The organism is uncultured Psychrosphaera sp. (assembly GCF_947500655.1).
In the GTDB taxonomy this organism is placed as follows: domain Bacteria; phylum Pseudomonadota; class Gammaproteobacteria; order Enterobacterales; family Alteromonadaceae; genus Psychrosphaera.
The window spans coordinates 115916-134269 of sequence record NZ_CANMSK010000001.1; the positions used below are offsets into that span (position 1 = coordinate 115916).

At 37.6% G+C, this 18354-nt stretch carries 16 protein-coding genes; 7 read left to right on the forward strand and 9 right to left on the reverse strand.

The window, feature by feature from the left end; translation table 11 throughout:
• Positions 1–79 precede the first annotated feature (79 nt).
• On the reverse strand, positions 80–1990 hold the full coding sequence (gene thrS / locus Q0940_RS00510) for a threonine--tRNA ligase (RefSeq protein ID WP_299262667.1): 1911 nt from the start codon (positions 1988–1990) through the stop codon (positions 80–82).
• A gap of 269 nt (positions 1991–2259) precedes the next feature.
• Here thrS and Q0940_RS00515 point away from each other — a divergent pair, with 269 nt between their 5' ends.
• Both Q0940_RS00515 and Q0940_RS00520 read left to right on the forward strand, forming a co-directional pair.
• Complete coding sequence (locus tag Q0940_RS00515) at positions 2260–3009, forward strand: pteridine reductase (RefSeq protein WP_299262670.1); 750 nt, start codon at positions 2260–2262, stop codon at positions 3007–3009.
• A 43-nt stretch (positions 3010–3052) separates the two neighbouring features.
• Complete coding sequence (locus Q0940_RS00520; protein WP_299262672.1) at positions 3053–3253, forward strand: CPXCG motif-containing cysteine-rich protein; 201 nt, start codon at positions 3053–3055, stop codon at positions 3251–3253.
• 132 nt (positions 3254–3385) lie between these two features.
• Here the strand turns inward: Q0940_RS00520 and Q0940_RS00525 are convergent, their stop codons facing one another.
• From Q0940_RS00525 to Q0940_RS00535, 3 genes are all read right to left on the reverse strand, one after another.
• Positions 3386–4015 (reverse strand): riboflavin synthase subunit alpha, encoded by a 630-nt coding sequence (locus Q0940_RS00525; protein ID WP_299262673.1) that lies wholly within the window; start codon positions 4013–4015, stop codon positions 3386–3388.
• A gap of 58 nt (positions 4016–4073) precedes the next feature.
• Positions 4074–5105: a protease SohB gene (gene sohB / locus Q0940_RS00530; protein ID WP_299262675.1), complete on the reverse strand. Its 1032-nt coding sequence runs from the start codon at positions 5103–5105 to the stop codon at positions 4074–4076.
• A gap of 236 nt (positions 5106–5341) precedes the next feature.
• The gene (locus Q0940_RS00535; protein ID WP_299262678.1) at positions 5342–8035 is read right to left on the reverse strand and encodes a VolA/Pla-1 family phospholipase; all 2694 of its coding nucleotides are present in this window, start codon (positions 8033–8035) and stop codon (positions 5342–5344) included.
• 245 nt (positions 8036–8280) lie between these two features.
• On the opposite strand from Q0940_RS00535, the gene Q0940_RS00540 reads away from it, so the two are divergent.
• Positions 8281–9030 carry a YciK family oxidoreductase gene (locus Q0940_RS00540; RefSeq protein WP_299262680.1) on the forward strand — a complete coding sequence of 250 codons (750 nt, stop codon included), beginning with the start codon at positions 8281–8283 and terminating at the stop codon, positions 9028–9030.
• 88 nt (positions 9031–9118) lie between these two features.
• Here the strand turns inward: Q0940_RS00540 and rluB are convergent, their stop codons facing one another.
• The 5 genes from rluB to Q0940_RS00565 form a co-directional block, all read right to left on the reverse strand.
• Positions 9119–9982, reverse strand: a complete 864-nt coding sequence (rluB, locus tag Q0940_RS00545; RefSeq protein WP_105052715.1) for a 23S rRNA pseudouridine(2605) synthase RluB — start codon at positions 9980–9982, stop codon at positions 9119–9121.
• Positions 9983–9989: 7 nt separating this feature from the next.
• The gene (gene scpB / locus Q0940_RS00550) at positions 9990–10661 is read right to left on the reverse strand and encodes an SMC-Scp complex subunit ScpB (RefSeq protein ID WP_299262683.1); all 672 of its coding nucleotides are present in this window, start codon (positions 10659–10661) and stop codon (positions 9990–9992) included.
• A gap of 8 nt (positions 10662–10669) precedes the next feature.
• A complete protein-coding gene (locus tag Q0940_RS00555; RefSeq protein WP_299263295.1) occupies positions 10670–11470 on the reverse strand; it encodes a ScpA family protein in 801 nt (266 codons plus the stop codon).
• A gap of 103 nt (positions 11471–11573) precedes the next feature.
• Positions 11574–12194 carry an L-threonylcarbamoyladenylate synthase gene (locus tag Q0940_RS00560; protein ID WP_299262685.1) on the reverse strand — a complete coding sequence of 207 codons (621 nt, stop codon included), beginning with the start codon at positions 12192–12194 and terminating at the stop codon, positions 11574–11576.
• Between the two features lie 90 nt (positions 12195–12284).
• A complete protein-coding gene (locus Q0940_RS00565) occupies positions 12285–13133 on the reverse strand; it encodes a PHP domain-containing protein (protein ID WP_299263297.1) in 849 nt (282 codons plus the stop codon).
• 367 nt (positions 13134–13500) lie between these two features.
• On the opposite strand from Q0940_RS00565, the gene Q0940_RS00570 reads away from it, so the two are divergent.
• From Q0940_RS00570 to trpCF, 4 genes are all read left to right on the forward strand, one after another.
• Positions 13501–15204 (forward strand): anthranilate synthase component 1, encoded by a 1704-nt coding sequence (locus Q0940_RS00570; RefSeq protein ID WP_299262687.1) that lies wholly within the window; start codon positions 13501–13503, stop codon positions 15202–15204.
• A 1-nt stretch (position 15205) separates the two neighbouring features.
• Positions 15206–15802, forward strand: coding sequence for an aminodeoxychorismate/anthranilate synthase component II (locus Q0940_RS00575; protein WP_299262689.1), 597 nt, complete (start codon positions 15206–15208; stop codon positions 15800–15802).
• Between the two features lie 10 nt (positions 15803–15812).
• The gene (trpD, locus tag Q0940_RS00580) at positions 15813–16835 is read left to right on the forward strand and encodes an anthranilate phosphoribosyltransferase (protein WP_299262691.1); all 1023 of its coding nucleotides are present in this window, start codon (positions 15813–15815) and stop codon (positions 16833–16835) included.
• 70 nt (positions 16836–16905) lie between these two features.
• Positions 16906–18351, forward strand: coding sequence for a bifunctional indole-3-glycerol-phosphate synthase TrpC/phosphoribosylanthranilate isomerase TrpF (trpCF, locus tag Q0940_RS00585; protein WP_299262693.1), 1446 nt, complete (start codon positions 16906–16908; stop codon positions 18349–18351).
• Positions 18352–18354 lie beyond the last annotated feature (3 nt).

Here is an 18354-nt window from a genome sequence, read left to right on the forward strand (position 1 = left end):
TTCAACTCACCTTAAATTTTTTAATGCAATTTAGTCTTATAATGTTGTAAAACTAAATTGCAGTTTCTTACTTATATTCTTACTTGTAGTTTTTCACTACTTCATCAAATTGGGCTATAAATTCATCCAAAGTAACCGAACCTAAATCGTCACCCTTGCGAGTTCTGACTGCAACTTGTTCTGTTTCTTTCTCTTTTTCGCCAACAACTAACATGTAAGGAATACGTTTAAGAGTATGCTCACGGATCTTAAAGCCTATCTTCTCATTTCTCAAGTCCGAAATGACTCTAATTCCATGTTCTTTTAACTTTTTTTGCACTTTTTGCACATATTCGGCCTGAGAATCAGTAATATTCATAATTACTACCTGTTTTGGTGCTAACCAAGTTGGAAGTAATCCTGCATATTCTTCAATTACAATTCCGATAAAACGTTCCATTGAACCCAAAATTGCTCTGTGGATCATCACTGGTGTTTTACGATCATTATCTTCAGCAACATAAGTTGCACCTAAACGACCAGGCATCGAAAAGTCGACTTGAATGGTACCACATTGCCAAGCTCGACCTAAACAATCGTGCAATGTGAATTCAATTTTAGGACCATAAAACGCCCCTTCTCCCGGAAGGAAGTCAAAATCAAGATTATTAGCATTTAACGCATCTTCTAATGATTTTTCAGCTTTATCCCAACTTTCTTCACTACCAACACGTTTTTCTGGACGAGTAGATAATTTAATACTGATATCTTCAAAACCAAATGTTTTATAACAATCAAATACCATTTCAATACAAGAGATAACTTCTTGCTGAATTTGCTCTTCAGTACAGAAGATATGAGCATCGTCTTGTGTAAAGCCACGTACGCGCATTAAACCATGTAAAGACCCTGATGGTTCATTACGGTGACAACAACCAAACTCAGCCATACGTAATGGCAAATCACGGTAAGATTTTAAACCTTGGTTAAATATTTGAACGTGTCCAGGACAGTTCATCGGCTTAATTGCATATTCACGGTGCTCAGAATGCGTAGTGAACATATTTTCTGCGTATTTATCCCAGTGACCTGATTTTTCCCACAAAGAGCGGTCCATCATTAATGGGCCTTTCACTTCGTCGTAATCATATTCAGCTAGTTTGCGACGGATAAACTTTTCTAGTTCGTTATAAATTGCATAACCATCATTGTGCCAAAACACCATTCCTGGCGCTTCTTCTTGCCAATGGAATAAGTCTAATGTTTTACCAATTTTACGGTGGTCACGCTTTTCAGCTTCTTCAAGGCGTTTTAAATATGCTTTTAATTGCTTTTTGTCTGCCCATGCTGTGCCGTAAATACGTTGCAACATTTTATTGTCAGAGTTACCACGCCAGTATGCACCAGCGACTTTCATTAATTTAAAGTGTTGGCAAAACTTCATGTTTGGAACGTGAGGTCCACGACACATATCAATGTATTCTTCGTGGTGGTATAAACCTGGACGATCATCTTTTTCAATGTTTTCGTCAAGGATTTGAATTTTGTACATTTCGCCACGTGCTTCAAATACATCACGCGCTTCTTGCCAGCTTACTGTTTTCTTAACAACTTCATAGCTTGTCTTGGCTAATTCCAACATACGTTTTTCAATGGCTAAAATATCATCTTGAGAAACGGTATGTTCCATGTCGATATCATAATAAAAACCATTATCGATTGTTGGACCAATTGCCATTTTACAATCTGGATACAATTGTTTAATTGCATGACCTAATAAATGCGCACAAGAGTGACGAATTATTTCTAATCCTTCACCATCTTTCGCTGTTGTGATCTGAAGAGCAGCGTCTTTGTCCATGATTTCACAAGCGTCAACTTGAACACCGTCTATTTTACCGGCGATGGTCGCTTTGGCTAAACCTGGGCCAATATCATTGGCAACATCTAAAACTGAAACTGGATTTTCGAATGAACGCTGACTTCCATCAGGTAGAGTAATAACTGGCATGACTATTCCTTTGTACAGTGGCGGCGCCTACAATGCGTCGCATATACTTAATTTTGTTAAGATTTATGACATATTTGAATGGTTACAGTCCAATCAGTATCTACATCAATAAATTTAAGAGTTTTGTGAGTGACGGATTTTATTTTATCTAGACCATTAACGCAAGACTTGCACTGTATTCAATAATATTCAATTTGCAGTTTTGTAACAGCAAGACATACAATGAGCTTATTCCACATAAGCTATTAATTCGACGAGCAATATCAAATATGACTCAATTTCAAAAAGTAGCCTTTGTTACTGGCTCCGCAAAACGAATTGGTAATCAAACAATAAGAAGTTTGCATGCCAAAGGTTACAAAACAATTGTGCACTGCAATCACTCCACTGATGCAGCACAAGCTTTGGTTGACGAATTAAACCAGACAGAGCCAAACACAGCACAGCTTGTTACTGGTGATTTAACTCAGTTTCAACAATATCAAGAAATTGCCGACAAGGTGATTAGCGTTTTTGGTCGCTTAGATGTATTAGTGAATAACGCAAGTAGCTTTTACCCTACTAAAGTTGGCGACACTGATTTAACACAGTGGGACGATTTAATGTCGACTAATTTAAAAGCCCCTTTCTTCCTTATCCAAGCTTTTAAACAACAGCTGGAGCAAACAAAAGGCTGTGTTATTAATATGATAGACATTCATGCTGAACGTCCGCTTAAAGGCTACTCGGTTTATTGTATGGCAAAAGCCGGGTTAGCTATGTTAACAAAGTCGCTTTCCCGTGAATTAGCACCTAATATAAGAGTTAATGGAGTAGCGCCTGGCGCAATTTTATGGCATGAAAATGACTTAAATGAACAGGATAAACATCAAGTGATCAGTGAAATTTCTTTACAAAGGCTAGGTTCACCTAAAGATATAGCACAAGCTATTCTATATCTAATTGATGCAAGTTACGTCACCGGACAAATCATTGCTGTAGACGGTGGTAGAAGTAATCATGGGGGTGAAAAAGCCTAATACCAATTGAATTAATCAATTGGTTCAAAAAAGGTAGGCAAACATGAATACATTTAACAAGACCATTTCATGTCCGCATTGTGGACATAAAGTTAATTTTGAATTTGATCCAAGTAACGGCGACCAAAACTATTACGAAGACTGCCCAGATTGCTGCAATGCAATTCATATGGGAATGCATCTTAACGACGCACTACAAAAAGTTGAGTTAACTATAGATGCCGATGACGAGCAGTTTTATTGATGGCACAGTTACGAGCTTCGAGTTACGAACTGCGAGCCACGAGTTACGAGTTGAGCGTTGAGCGTTTTTTACATTTCCATCTTTCAAGCCTTCAAGCTTTCAAGCTTTCTAGCCTTCCAACTTTCAAGCTTTTTAATTTCTGTGCTCTTTTAAGTAACGCTCTACAGTTTCTACTGTGGTATAGGTTTGCTGATCAACTTCAATATTCACATAATCCTCAACCTGAGCATTACTTAAATTAGTCAGTTTTAACGTCTCTGGAATCAAATGTAGATCAAAGCTATTCTCTGTTGTATTGCCAACGGTTAAACTTGAACCATTAACTGAAACAAAGCCTTTGTGCAGAATGTATTTCATCCAGCGTTCATCTAAGCTTAACGTCATTTTGCAATTGTCTGTACTGGTTTGAATATCGGTAATTTTAGCTTGAGTTTGAATATGGCCAGAAACAATATGTCCACCAAGCTCAGTGCCAAAAGTGACAGAGCGTTCAAAGTTAACTTTCTGTTCTATCTTCAAAGCATGTAAGTTAGTTTTGATTAGGGTTTCATCAATAATATCAAAACTAACCTGTCCAAGGTCTTCAGTTACTCGTTCTAGAAATTCAGTAACGGTAAGGCAAACACCATTAATGGCGATACTAGCACCCGTGTTTAACTTGGTTAAATGTTCACTGCTTACTTGCAAGGTTAACGTTCTAAATTTGTCATCTCCTACAAATCCAATTACCGTCGCTTTTGTTTGTACTATTCCAGTGAACATATTTACCTTACATTTATTTTTATGGGCTTTGACTTTAAATAAAGCTTTTTAACTTCAATTATTTATTTGATGTAAAAGACCAAGCGGACATTTTACTAAACATACTAGATGCACCAGCAGCAGCTGCTATACCTAGCTTTTCAGCTAATTTTTGTTTGATCTTATATTCAACTTTATAAAGCGTATGATCTTTTACTGAATTTAAAACAAAGTCGTCACTGGTTAACAGCTCATCAACCAATTTTAATTCAAGTGCTTGCTTGCCATACCAATGCTCACCCGTTGCTACTTTTTCAATATCTAAATCTGGACGATATTCACTAACAAATTCTTTAAATAAGATATGTGTATCGGCCAACTCTTCTTTAAATTTCTCACGTGCTTCGTCAGTATTTTCACCCAACATAGTTAACGTACGCTTGTAGTTACCTGCAGTATGTTGCTCTATTTCAACATCATGCTTTTTCAGTAACTTATTAAAGTTTGGTAATTGAGCAACTACACCAATTGAACCGATAATAGCAAATGGTGCAGATATAATTTTATTCGCCACACAAGCCATCATATAACCGCCACTGGCAGCTACTTTATCAACAGCAGCAATCACTTCAATATCGGCATTACGCAAACGAGCTATTTGAGATGAAGCTAAACCATAACCGTGTACCACACCACCTGGGCTTTCTAATTTAATTAAGACTTTGTCACCCGGTTGTGCAATTGAAATAATTGCAGAAATTTCTTCACGCAAAGACTCAACTTCATTGGCATAAACGCCACCATCAAACGACACAACAAACATATTAGGACGTTTTTCGTCTTCTTTATCTTTGTTTTTGCTGTCTTTTTTAACTTCTTTCTTAAGGTTTTTATCAAACGCTTTAAGATCATCTTTATTTAACAACGAACGTTTCAAATCAACTATTGTGTCTTCTATTTCTTCAGAAATATTATCAACGTATAACTCGCCTTTATTGCTGGATTTACCTTTGGCCGCAGCGCCTACAATGAGTCCAATAATAGCGGCAAAAACGATAACAACTGTAATAGCTTGAGCCACAAAAAGCCCATACTGATATAAATATTCCAAGATAAAATCCTTACTTTTTTAAGTTTTAATCTATATGAGGTTCAAAAGTTGAATTTAAAGGGGTAGATATTAGACTCTTGTACTTTCGGCATACTTTTATCCATTCAGTCGCCGAAAGAGTTACATCCCTGTATTTTCGGCATACTTTCATCCATGAAAGTAAAAACCAGCCGAAGCTGGTTTTATTATTTTTTATTCAAGTATTTAACTTAAATATGAACGATTAACGTAGTTAATTATTCAGTACAAGATTCATCTAAAACATTTTGTACGACACATTTACCCGCTGTAGGTGAATATGTTTTCCCGTCAGAATTAAAGAATTGATACATGATAGTTTGCATTTCAGTATGAACCGTTGCATCTGTATCTGCAGGATCGACTGGACTTGCAAAAGTAGAATGACTACCACTTGTAAATCTCACAATACCACTCGTTGCTTCATTGCCATCTATACTACCTATAATACTTGATAAACCTAATTGATTAGCTAATCCCGTAGTACCCGCAATACCTTTAAATGGGTCTGTAGATACAGAATTTGGAATAGTTTGGTCTGGTAAATTAGCATCCGTACCGTCGCCTGCTATTTCATATACTAACACTGGTGTTTCTAATGCTTTTAATAGTTGGGTATAGTTTGACGGGTCGCCAGCTTCAAGTGTCGCTTGAGCAGCAAAAGCAAATTGTGTGACCGCTGTAGCGACAGCCGTTTGTTCATCAGCAGTGGCCGTATTCATAAACTCATCAAAAGCACAAATAAGACCATCAGATTGTGCAGGTGTTTCCGATGCAACTACTGATGCATATACAGCTGAACAATATGAACTTGCATCTGCTCCTCTAGCTAAATTGGTACCAACCACTGTAGTTAAATCATCAATATTAGATTGTAACGCTTCCGTTAGTTCATTATCTAAACCATATACAACGCTTGCTTTAACTAAAGGGCTAAAAGAGCCTGACTCGACTAAGAAATTGGCAATTGATGAGCCTGGATTAGCAAATACAGCGGCTTTAATTTTATATAAATTATTTAACGCTGTTGCTGTAGCTTCTGCCGTTGCATCTCTAACTGCTTCATCCTCAATTGTACTATCAGCAACTGTATCTGCAGTAACTAGAGTATTTGCAATAGCAACTGCATTAACACCAGTTATAGCACCTAAAGAGTGTCCCATAAAATACACATTAGTTGCATCAAGTTTAGGATCTGCTGTTCCATCGGTAAAACCATTTAGAGCAAGTCTTAATTTTAGGATATCAGCAGTAGATTGACGTAAATTATCACGCGAGGTTAATAAACTAGATAAGTTAAAGTAACTTGTTGCAGCTCCGCCCTCTACCGAACTTGAAGCATTAATAACAGTTGTAGTGTCACCATCTACAATGGTGAATCCACGATCACCATGTAAAGGATGATCAATAGCAACCGTGGCATATCCCATTACTGATAACCAACCAGTTGTGGCTAACATATCTTCTTTTTTAGACGTAATGCCATGCTGGATAAGAACTACAGGCCAACCTGAAACTGGTTTTGCAATATCTTCATAACTTCCACCAGAGATAAGGTCTCTAAATGAATTAGCTGCTGCTACATTTGGTAATGTCACTTGTACATCAATACTTTCAGTGCTTTTAGTATCAGGTAATGGGTTATATTTAGTTAAGTGACGTTGTGTATCAAAACCTAAATCAGCTAATCCTAAAGCATCACAAGTTGTATGATTGTCACCTGCTGTTCCAGTCGCTAACACTTCATCAGTCAAAGACGCTAAAATAGCACCACTGTCACAAGCTGCTTCCCAACGACCAGATAATGGATCGCCAGTTTCAGTTGTTTCAAGGTAGTAAGGCACTTCAATTTCTGCACTATATACATCAGAAGAGCTATACAAAGCCGTTGCTGTAGCAGTTAACGTTTGCCCTGCGCCAGCAAATGCCTCTGCTACGTTGTAACCTTTAGATGTAATAACTTTAGCAACTGCCGCTTCACTTACTGCTGCTGTTGCGGCAAATACTTTCGCATTTAACAACTTAGTCACTTGTAAAGGATCAGTCCCCGCTACTCCTGCAGATTGCGTTGTAAATACTTGAGTATAAACAATGTCATCTTTATCAGCACTAAATGCACTAACCAATGAGTTTTCAAAATTGTTTGTTAAGGTTTGTAATAAACGAATACCAGCTTGAGTTTCATTTAATTCATCGTCACTTAAAGATGGTAATACTAAAGGTGTCGTTTCTATATCCTGCTCTACTGAAGCATAAGTAGAAGACGGCATTAAATCATTACCATTAGAATCTTTGATTGTATTCGTTAATGCTACTGCATAACTAGCCCCAGCTTGTAACGGTTTTGCAAGTACAACCACAAGATCATCACCAGACATTGACGTAACATAATCTTCGCCATAAGTCAGTTGAGCTATGCCTTTACAGATCAATCCTGAATAATCAGTATTTGTACAATCTGAGTCAGTAGTACTTGGGAATTTTTCAACTTGGTAGATAGCTACGGCATCACTTGATGTTATTGTTGTAGCATCAATAGTTAAGTCTTCATCTTCATATTCTAAAGCAATAGAAAAAGAGTTTTGGGTTCCCCATCCATCTAAAGCACCTAATGCAGCAGACGGGTTACTAAAATCAACCGCTTCGCCAGCATCTTTGGCTGAAGTTTCATCTGGCATTTCTAATGTGCCATCTATTGTTCCACTTAATAATAAATCATTTGGAACTGAGATCTCACTATTACTTGGATCCCAAACAACTCGAACTCGAGCCTCTGCATTTTGAGCTGCAATCTCTGCATTCTGTTGTAGTAATTCTGCATTTTCCTGTTGTACATCTTTTAATGATTTATCACCACAAGCTGATAATCCCAACACACTTGTTATTGCTATACTTATTGCTAATTTTCTCATGTTGCTCCCCTGTGTCCTAATTATTTTTACCAATTGATTTGGCTTGTTTTTATGGACGCTATATTAACACTTTAGACCAGTTAAAGTTACCTCACTTATTTGTAATAAGCTAGTCAAAATTATTAAATAATAGGGTTTTCATGCATTTTTTGTGCACTTTTAATGATCTTTTGAATGCTCAGTAGTGAATTTTTCTTTACAGCAATGTAACATTGCAGGGATTTTAAACATTTTACTAAGTATTTATGAAACATATAGATTTTCAAGCATCACCAAACGAACTTAACCATAAAGTTATCTTAGTTACCGGAGCGGGTTCTGGTATAGGCAGACAGGCTGCCATTACTTATGCAAAATACGGTGCTGAGGTTATTTTACTTGGTAAAACCACTAAAAAGTTAGAAGCCGTTTACGACGAAATCGTCGAAGCTGGTTACAAAGAACCATCAATTATTCCTTTAGATTTAAAAGGCGCAACCGTTAAAAATTATCAGGATATGGCATCCACCATAATATCTGAATATGGCAAGCTTGACGGTTTATTGAACAACGCTTCTGTTTTGGGTGCATTAAGTCCTTTAGAGTATGTTGATGAAGGTACCTTTGATGATGTTATGAAAGTGAATTTTAAAGGCACTTTCTTTTTAACTCAGGCACTGATCCCTGCCCTTAAATTATCATCAAGTGCTTCTGTTGTTTTCACATCAAGTGGTGTTGGTAAGCAAGGTCGTGCATTTTGGGGCGCTTACGCATTTTCTAAGTTCGCCACAGAAGGCTTAATGGAAACCATGGCGGATGAATTTGAAAATTCTAAAATCCGCACCAATTGCTTAAATCCTGGTGCAACAAAAACAAATATGCGTGCTAGAGCTTACCCATCTGAAGATGTGAGCAAACTTAAACTGCCTGAGCAATTAATGCCAAGTTATGTCTATTTAATGTCAGATGAAAGTAAAGGTGTAAATGGCCAATCTTTGGATGCACAACCAAAGTAAGTTTTTTAACTATATGTAAATTCTTTTGACATAAAAAAACCTCAATTTAAAATAAATTGAGGTTTTTTATATTGTTTTTATTTGCTAATTACTTAGTAATGCGGCGCTGTTTGTGTTTTCTCACGGCGCGTTTAATACGAGCATGTTCAACCCGTCTATTTTGCGCATTATCTACCGTAACACTGGTATTGAATTCTCTTAGTTCTCTATCTAAGCCTACTTTTTTACGTAGTGCATTTAAGTCTTCAAGTCCAAGTTCTTTCCAGCCACCTTGCATCAAACGTTTCTCTAATGTTACATCAGCGTAACGAATTCGAATAAGTCGACTTACGGTTAACTCTTGTGATGCCCATAAACGTCTAACTTCACGATTACGGCCTTCTTTTAACGATACATTAAACCAACTATTAGAGTTTTCATCATGGTTAGATTTATCGGCTTTAATTTTATCAAATTTAGCCAAACCATCTTCAAGCTCAACACCTTTAATTAGGTTCTGTAAATGCTCAGGTTGAACATCACCAAATACTCGCGCTGAGTATTCGCGTTCAATTTGATAACTTGGGTGCATTAAACGGTTGGCTAGTTCACCATCGTTGGTGAACAATAATAAACCACTGGTATTTATATCCAGTCGGCCAATACCAATCCAACGGCTATTTTTTAATTTAGGTAATCTGTCGTAAACCGTTGGACGTCCTTTTGGATCTTTACGTGTACACATTTCGCCTTCTGGCTTGTTGTACATGATCACGCGGCAGATCTCTTCTGTTTCAGAACGTGCTTCAATAATATGTCCATCAACACGGATAGTTTCCGTACCTTCAACACGGTCTCCTAACTTAGCAACATTACCGTTAATACTAACTCGGTTACTTGATATATAGGTTTCCATCTCACGACGAGAGCCAACACCTGAACGGGCCAGCACTTTTTGTAATTTTTCACTCATTAATTCTTTACTCTGTATCTACGCTTAATTCGTCTGGGTTTGCTTGGGTTTCATCACTATCCGTTTCTTGGTTAGCAGGTTCTTCAGCTTGCCCCATAAATTCATTTTCAATTCTTTGGGCGATTATATCTAACGACTCCGGCTCAATTAACTCAGGTAATTGCGACAAGCTCGTTAATGAAAAATAATCTAAAAATTCGTTTGTTGTTCCATACAGTGAAGGTCTACCAGGCACTTCTTTGTGACCTACTACTTTAATCCAGTTTCTTTCTACTAATGTTCTTACTATGTTAGAGCTTACTGATACGCCTCTAACATTCTCTATTTCACCACGCGTTATTGGTTGTTTATAAGCAATTAACGCTAGTGTTTCCAATAACGCTCGGCTGTACTTAGCGGGCTTTTCATACAATAGATTTGTTAACCATTGACCTAAGTTTGTAGCTGCTTGAAATCGATAACCACTTGCCAGTTTAACTAAGTTAACGCCTCTTGAAGAGTAGTCACTTTTGATATCACTTAAAATAGAGTTTAGTAAACTGTTGCTCACTTTAACATTAATCAGCACAGTTTGTTTTAGTTTATCCAAAGTTAATGGTGTTTCTGAGGTGAAAATCGCCGCTTCAATTATTTGTTTTAGTTTAAGTTCAGTAACTTCGTGTTTTTCATCAAGGATCATATTTATGCTCAACTCACTTGTGCATGTTTATAACGAACATGTAATTGCCCGTAAGCAGCCGATTGAATAACTTCTAATAAGCTTTCTTTTACTAGTTCCAACACAGCTAAAAAGGTAACAACAACGCCTGAACGCCCTTCTGTTACGTCAAATAAATCTGGGAATAACACAAACGTATCACTTTGACTTAATCTGTCTAACAGTTGTGTCATTCGTTCTCTGGTGGATAATACTTCAGCGGAAATTTCATGATGACTAAACGCAGACGCTCTTTTTAATACCGACTGAAATGCCATCACTAGCTCTTGTATGTCTATTTCTGGGTTTTCTATTTCTGGCTGCATTGTTTCTGGCATAACAGCATGGGAGACAAACGTGTCTCGTTCCATTCTGGGTAATTGGTCGATATCTTGCGCTGCTTGTTTAAATATTTCGTACTCTTGTAAACGACGAATTAACTCTGCCCTTGGATCTTCTTCATTTTCATCATCAAATACATTTTTAGGCAGTAGTAGTCTTGATTTAATCTCGGCTAACATGGCGGCCATCACTAGATACTCAGCAGCTAATTCCATTTTAACCTGACGCATAAGATCAACGTATTCCATATACTGCAAGGTGATCTCTTGAATGGGTAAGTCAACAATATCGAACTTTTGTTTTTTGATCAGATACAACAAAAAATCCAGCGGACCTTCAAACGCTTCTAAAAATATCTCAAGCGCATCTGGCGGAATAAACAAATCTTCAGGTTTATTAATAACAATTTCGCCACGCACAAGCGCAAGCGGCAAAGCCTGCTGTACCATTTGCGTGGTGTCATGTTGCGTAATGTCACCATCAATATGTGATGATTCTTTATTCTGCGGATCGGTTATCATTTCTTATTCAAATACACTCTATTCAATACGCTTACTCGAACAAACTCGTATCGCCTTCGCCATATCGTATTATTTTTGGCTCATCGTCTGAAAAGTCGATAACACTGGTTGGCTTCTCACCTAAAAAACCACCGTGGATAATTAAGTCTACGTGTTTTTCTAGTTTTTGGCGTATTTCGTCAGGATCAGACTCAGCAAACTCATCACCCGGTAATAACAAAGTAGAAGACATTAAAGGCTCACCTAACTCGGCTAATAAATCCAAAGCGATTTTATTATCAGGAACACGAATACCTATGGTTTTACGTTTGTCGTTTAACACACGTTTCGGCACTTCTTTTGTGCCTTTGAATATAAAAGTAAATGGCCCCGGCGTTAATGATCTTATGGCACGAAATGCAGCATTATCGACTCGTGCAAAGGTAGCAATTTCAGATAAATCGCTGCACACCAAAGTGAAATTATGGTTTTTATCCACATTTCTAATTTGTACAATTCTGTCCATGGCTTTTTTATCACCAATAGCGCAACCAATGGCGTAACCAGAGTCGGTAGGATAAACCACTACACCACCATTTTTAACAATAGCAGCGGCTTGAGATATCAATCTTCCTTGCGGATTATCAGGATGAATGTGAAAAAATTGGCTCATGTTTTACTTCTTATTTTGTTTTTATTCTTTAACATCTTAGAAAAGAATAAAATCTAACTTAAACATAATTACTAAGTTAACTATACTCGTTTATGAGGCAAATCGCCATTTAGGATGTTGCCAAACAGGTTTGCACTGCTCTGTTAAATATAAACTTTTTCCTAAATCAGTCCAACGCGCTGGAGCATGAAAGTCGGAACCTTGTGAACTATATAAATCATATTTATTAGCCAAACCAGATATATGAGTTCTTTGGTTAGGCGATATTTGGGTTAAGCCAACTTCCAATGCGTCACCACCGTGCTCAGCAAATTCATCCACCAGCTTAGCTAACCATTTATTAGACATGTCATAACGGATTGGATGGGCGATAATGGCAATACCACCAGCTCTGTGTATAATTTTCACTGCAGTTTCAATGTCCATCCAATTAGGCGACACATAAGCAGATTTGCCTTTCCCTAAGTACTTTTTAAACGCAGCATCAAAGTTAGAAACAATGCCTCGTTGCAATAATACTTTGGCAAAATGTGTACGACTTACGCATTTACCAATCGCCATTTCTCTTGCGTCTTTGTATACGTCCTCAAAACCTTTCTTGGCGAGTTTGTCAGACATAGCTTGCGCACGAATTTCTCTGTGATGCAACTGAGTGTCCAAACAAGATTGTAAAACGTCATCGTTAGGATCAATACATAAACCAACAATATGAATTTCAAAACCATGCCATTTGGTTGAAATCTCAACACCATTGACCAATTGCAGCTTTAAATTTTTGTCAGTAATTTCTTTTTGAGCCTCAGCTAATCCGTCAACCGTATCATGATCGGTAATTGCCAATACACCAACTTGGCGAACATCTGCACGAGTAATAAGTTCAACGGGCGTTAAACTGCCATCAGATGTGGTGGTATGACTGTGTAAATCGTAAATCAAGATAGGCTCTAATAAGTAGAAATATTATACGCGTATTATGTCATATAGCATTTAGTTCTACTATCACTGAAATAACATTTGACAGAAGTAACAAAAAACGTTTTTATATGCACACTTTATAAATATTACCTATTTAGGATTTAACTAAATGAACACTTCTACATTCACATGGCATTGGTGGCTTTCCAAATCAGCGGGTGAATAAGTGGTGCGCGTAATATTACGACATTATAAAAACAAACCCGCTTATTGAGCGGGTTTTTTTGTGTTTTAAATTTAACCTTTAAATTCTCGCTTTTAAATTTACGACCTTAAGAGCTGGCTTTTAAATCAGCGACTAGAATTAACAAAGAATAAGAAAAGTAATCACATGGTATTTAGTCAAATCACGACAACAATTGGTGAAGTAAACAGCATCAGTATTAAAGCGAATTATTTTAATGATCCGCTCGAACTATTCTCTCGTTTCACCAAAGACAATCAAAACGCCCTCTTACTCGAATCTGCAGAGATTGACAGTAAAGACAATTTAAAAAGTTTAATGTTAATCGACACCGCCGTTAAGTTTGAATGCAATGGCAAAGTCGTCACTATAACCGCTTTGGTTGACAACGGCTTACCGGTTATTCATCACTTAACCAATACGTTTAAACAACAACAACACGCCAATACAACAAAATTAGACTTAAACGACAATACCTTAGTTATCACCTTTTTAGATAACGACACTAACGTTGACGAAGACACTCGCTTAAAGCAAGCCAATGCGTTTGAGGTACTTCGCGCTGCGGTTAACTCTATTAGCGCACCGGAAGACGCTCCGTTTGCTTTATTCTTAGGTGGGGAGTTTGCTTATGACATGCTGGCAAACTTTGAATCACTACCGCAAGTGGATGAAGGCTTAAATACTTGCCCAGATTACTTATTCTATTTAGCCGAAACCATGGCGATTATCGACCACCAAAAACAACAGACTGAATTAATTGGTAATGTGTTTAGCGGTGAAAACGCCTACGCTAACTGTTTCTCTATTGGAAAACGCTTAGAGCAATTGAATCAACAGCTGGACGATGCAATTGCAGAACGTCAGTCCAACGAGCAACAAACTAATAACAAAATACTTGATACTAAAAACAATTATGGTTTTAACAAGCTCGGTTCTCGCTCTGTATTAAACAACAGTGATATTAGCGTTAACGTAGCTGACGACATATTCCAACAGCAAGTTATAGACTTAAAACAGAACATAGTAAAAGGCGATGTATTTCAAGTTGTGCCTTCACGTTGTTTTAGTTTGCCTTGTTCAGACTCATTAGACGCTTACCGTCATCTTAAACAAGATAACCCTAGTCCTTACATGTTTTATTTAAAAGCCGATGACTTTGCTTTATTTGGTGCCTCGCCTGAGTCTGCTTTAAAGTATTCATCTACTAGCAAGCAAGTTGAAGTTTACCCAATTGCTGGTACTCGTATTCGTGGTTTTAGAACTGATGGCAGTATTAATGCTGATTTAGACTCGCGTATAGAACTGGATTTAAGAAATGACAAAAAAGAAGTAGCCGAACATTTAATGTTAGTGGACTTAGCCCGTAACGATGTTGCCCGTATTAGTGAGCCGGGAACTCGTTATGTCAAAGAATTATTAAAAGTAGACCGTTACTCCTACGTTATGCATTTAGTCTCTCGCGTAATTGGCACATTAAGAAACGACTTAGATGCTCTGCATGCCTATCAAGCTTGTATGAATATGGGCACCTTAGTTGGCGCACCAAAAATACGAGCCGCATCGTTAATTAGAGATGTTGAAAAAACAAGACGTGGCAGTTATGGCGGCGCTGTGGGTTATATAAATGGCTCTGGTGATATGGATACTTGTATTGTTATTCGTAGTGCCTTTGTAAAAAATGGCATGGCACATGTTCAAGCAGGTGCTGGCGTTGTTTACGACTCTGACCCAGTTGCAGAGTGTCAAGAAACACAAAACAAAGCTCAAGCCGTATTAAAAGCCATTCAAGCCAGTGAATTGCATCTAAGCGCTTTAACATCAAAGCCTACTACTAAGGGAGTAAACTAATATGAGCAAAATATTCTTTTTAGATAACCAAGACTCATTTACTTATAACTTAGTAGATGAGCTACGTTGCTTACATTACGACATAGAGATATTTCGTAATACAGTGAACCCAGAATTGATCATTGAGCAAATTAAACAAAGCCTAGCTGCTGGTGAAAAACCGTTATTGTTTTTATCTCCAGGTCCAGGTAAGCCGTCTGAGTCAGTTTGTATGACAGCACTTATACAATATGCCGTGAGTAATATTCCAGTTATTGGTGTATGTTTGGGTCATCAGGCTATTGCCGAGCATTATGGCGCAACCGTTACCTTAGCGGGTGAAACTGTGCACGGTAAGTCGTCGGTGATTTCATGTAAAGATCACGAGATCTTTAATGGTTTAGACCGCTGTATGTCAGTAGCGCGTTATCACTCATTAATTGTTAAAGACTTACCGAGTAGCATTGAAGTAATTGGGCAGCTAGATGATATTCCTATGGTATTTATTGACGAGACCCACAAGACTTTAGGTTTCCAATTTCATCCAGAGTCAATCTTAACCACCAATGGCTCACGTTTATTAGAACAAGCTATTAACTACTTAACTAAATCGAAATAACGGAGCTAGCATGACAAATACCAATTTAGAATTAATACATAACGTTATTGCCGGTGAAGATTTAAGCACAGAGCAAACGCATCAATTATTTACCAGTATTGTCACTGGTGACTTAGATCCTATTTTACTGTCGTCTTTTTTAACCGCATTAAAAATCAAAGGTGAAACTGTATTTGAAATTGCTGGTGCAGCAAAAGCATTAAGTGACAACGCCCTTGCCTTTCCAGCACTTGACTTTGCTACTGCCGATAACTGCGGCACAGGTGGAGACGGTACAAAAACGATTAACATCAGTACCATGTGCGCCATATTAGCCGCATCTTGTGGTGTTAAAATGGCGAAACATGGTAACCGTGCTGTGTCTTCTAAATCTGGCTCTGCAGACGTGCTATCAGAGTTAGGTATAAAAGTAGATATGACACCAGAACAAGCCAAAGCTTGTTTAGAACAAACCAATCTTACCTTTTTAATGGCACCGGTTTACCATTCAGGTATTCGCCACGCTATGCCAGTAAGACAAATGCTACAAACTCGTACCATCTTTAATATTCTTGGCCCATTAATTAATCCTGCTAATGCACAAATACAAGTGCTTGGGGTTTACGCTCCTGAGTTATGTCGTCCTATGGCTGAATCACTTAAGTTATTAGGTAAAAAAGCTGCCTGGGTTGTACATGGCTCTGGTATGGATGAAATTGCCCTGCACGGTAAAACCCAAGTGACGCAATTACTTAACGGTGAAATCACTGAATTTGAAATGACACCAGAAAGTGTTGGTCTTAAGTCATTTCCACTTGATGCATTAACTGGTGGCACACCAAAACAAAATGCTGAAAATATTCACCAAGTGTTATCTGGTAATGGCACAGAGGCTCATACCAATGCCGTGGCATTAAATACCGCGCCCGTTTTAATGTTATATGGTGTATGTGACACATTTGAACAAGCTTTAAAAACGGCACTAGCTGCAATTAAGTCAGGCCAAGCTATTAAAACCTTGAATGACTTTGTAGCGCTTAGTAATAGAACTTGAGTATTAAGCTGTAAGTTTTAAGCTGTAAGCCATAAGTTTTACAACAACATAAATAATAAGAATCATAAAAATGAACGTACTAGAAAAAATCGTTGTAGATAAAAGACAAGAAGTTAGCCAACGTAAAGTTGATTTTCCGCTAACTGATTTTATTGAGAAATTAACGCCTAACGACCGTGATTTTAAACAGGCCTTAAAAGACGATCACAAAAACAAAGGTGCAGCATTTATATTAGAATGCAAAAAAGCCAGTCCGTCTAAAGGCTTAATCCGTCCTGTATTTGACTTGGACGAGATTTGCCAAGCCTATAACGAGTATGCAACCTGTGTGTCTGTATTAACGGATGAAAAATACTTCCAAGGTGAATTTGAACGTTTGCCTTTGGTTAAAGACAAGTTAAGCCAGCCGGTATTATGCAAAGACTTCTTTATTGATGAATACCAAGTGTATTTAGCTCGTTATTTTGGCGCAAACGCCATTTTATTAATGCTATCGGTTTTAAGCGATGAGGAATACACCAAGCTTAATACCCTTGCTACCAAACTGAATATGTCTGTATTAACCGAAGTCAGTAACAATGAAGAAATGCACCGTGCAGTAAGCTTAAAAGCAGATATCTTAGGTATTAACAATCGTAACTTACGTGACTTATCTACCAACTTAAACAAAACGCCTGAGTTGGTTGCTTTGTTTCACTCTTTAGCATCCAAGTCACAAGTGGACAATACCGTACTTATTTCTGAGTCAGGTATTTATAACCATCAGCAAGTGAATCTGTTAAAACAACAAGTACAAGGTTTCTTGGTGGGTAGTTCGTTAATGGCAGAAAAAGATCTTAAGCAAGCCTGTCACAACCTAATTATTGGTGAGCATAAAGTATGTGGTTTAACGCACCCAAATGCGGTTAACGCGTTAATTGAAAACAAGGTTAAACATGCAGGTTTAATATTTGTTAGCAAAAGTCCACGTTGCGTAAACATTGATACCGCCAAAGATATCATTGAACAAGACTCAAATGGGCAATTAAAGTTTGTTGCTGTCACTCAAAATATGCCAATAAAAGACATAGAAAAACTGATCTTGGAGTTAAACATTAGCGTATTGCAATTACACGGTGATGAAGATGACAACTACATTGAGGCGGTAAGAGAAGTATCTAAAAATGCTGATAAAGATATAAGCGTTTGGAAAGCTGTGCCAGTTAGTGAAAAAGGTTCTTTACCTGAACGATGGCCAAACGCAGACCGTGTATTACTAGACACAAAATGTACCGAAACAGGTCAATCTGGCGGCACAGGCAAAAGCTTTAACTGGGATGTATTAAAAGAAATAAATTTAGACAGCCCAGAAATTATGTTAGCTGGTGGATTAACCCCCGAGAACATAGCATCTACCAAAGACTTACCGGTTTGCGGTATGGATGTTAATTCAGGTGTTGAAACCAGCCCCGGCATAAAGTCGACAGACAAAATTAACCAAGTATTTTCGTTAGCTAACGCCCATACAAGACACTAAGTT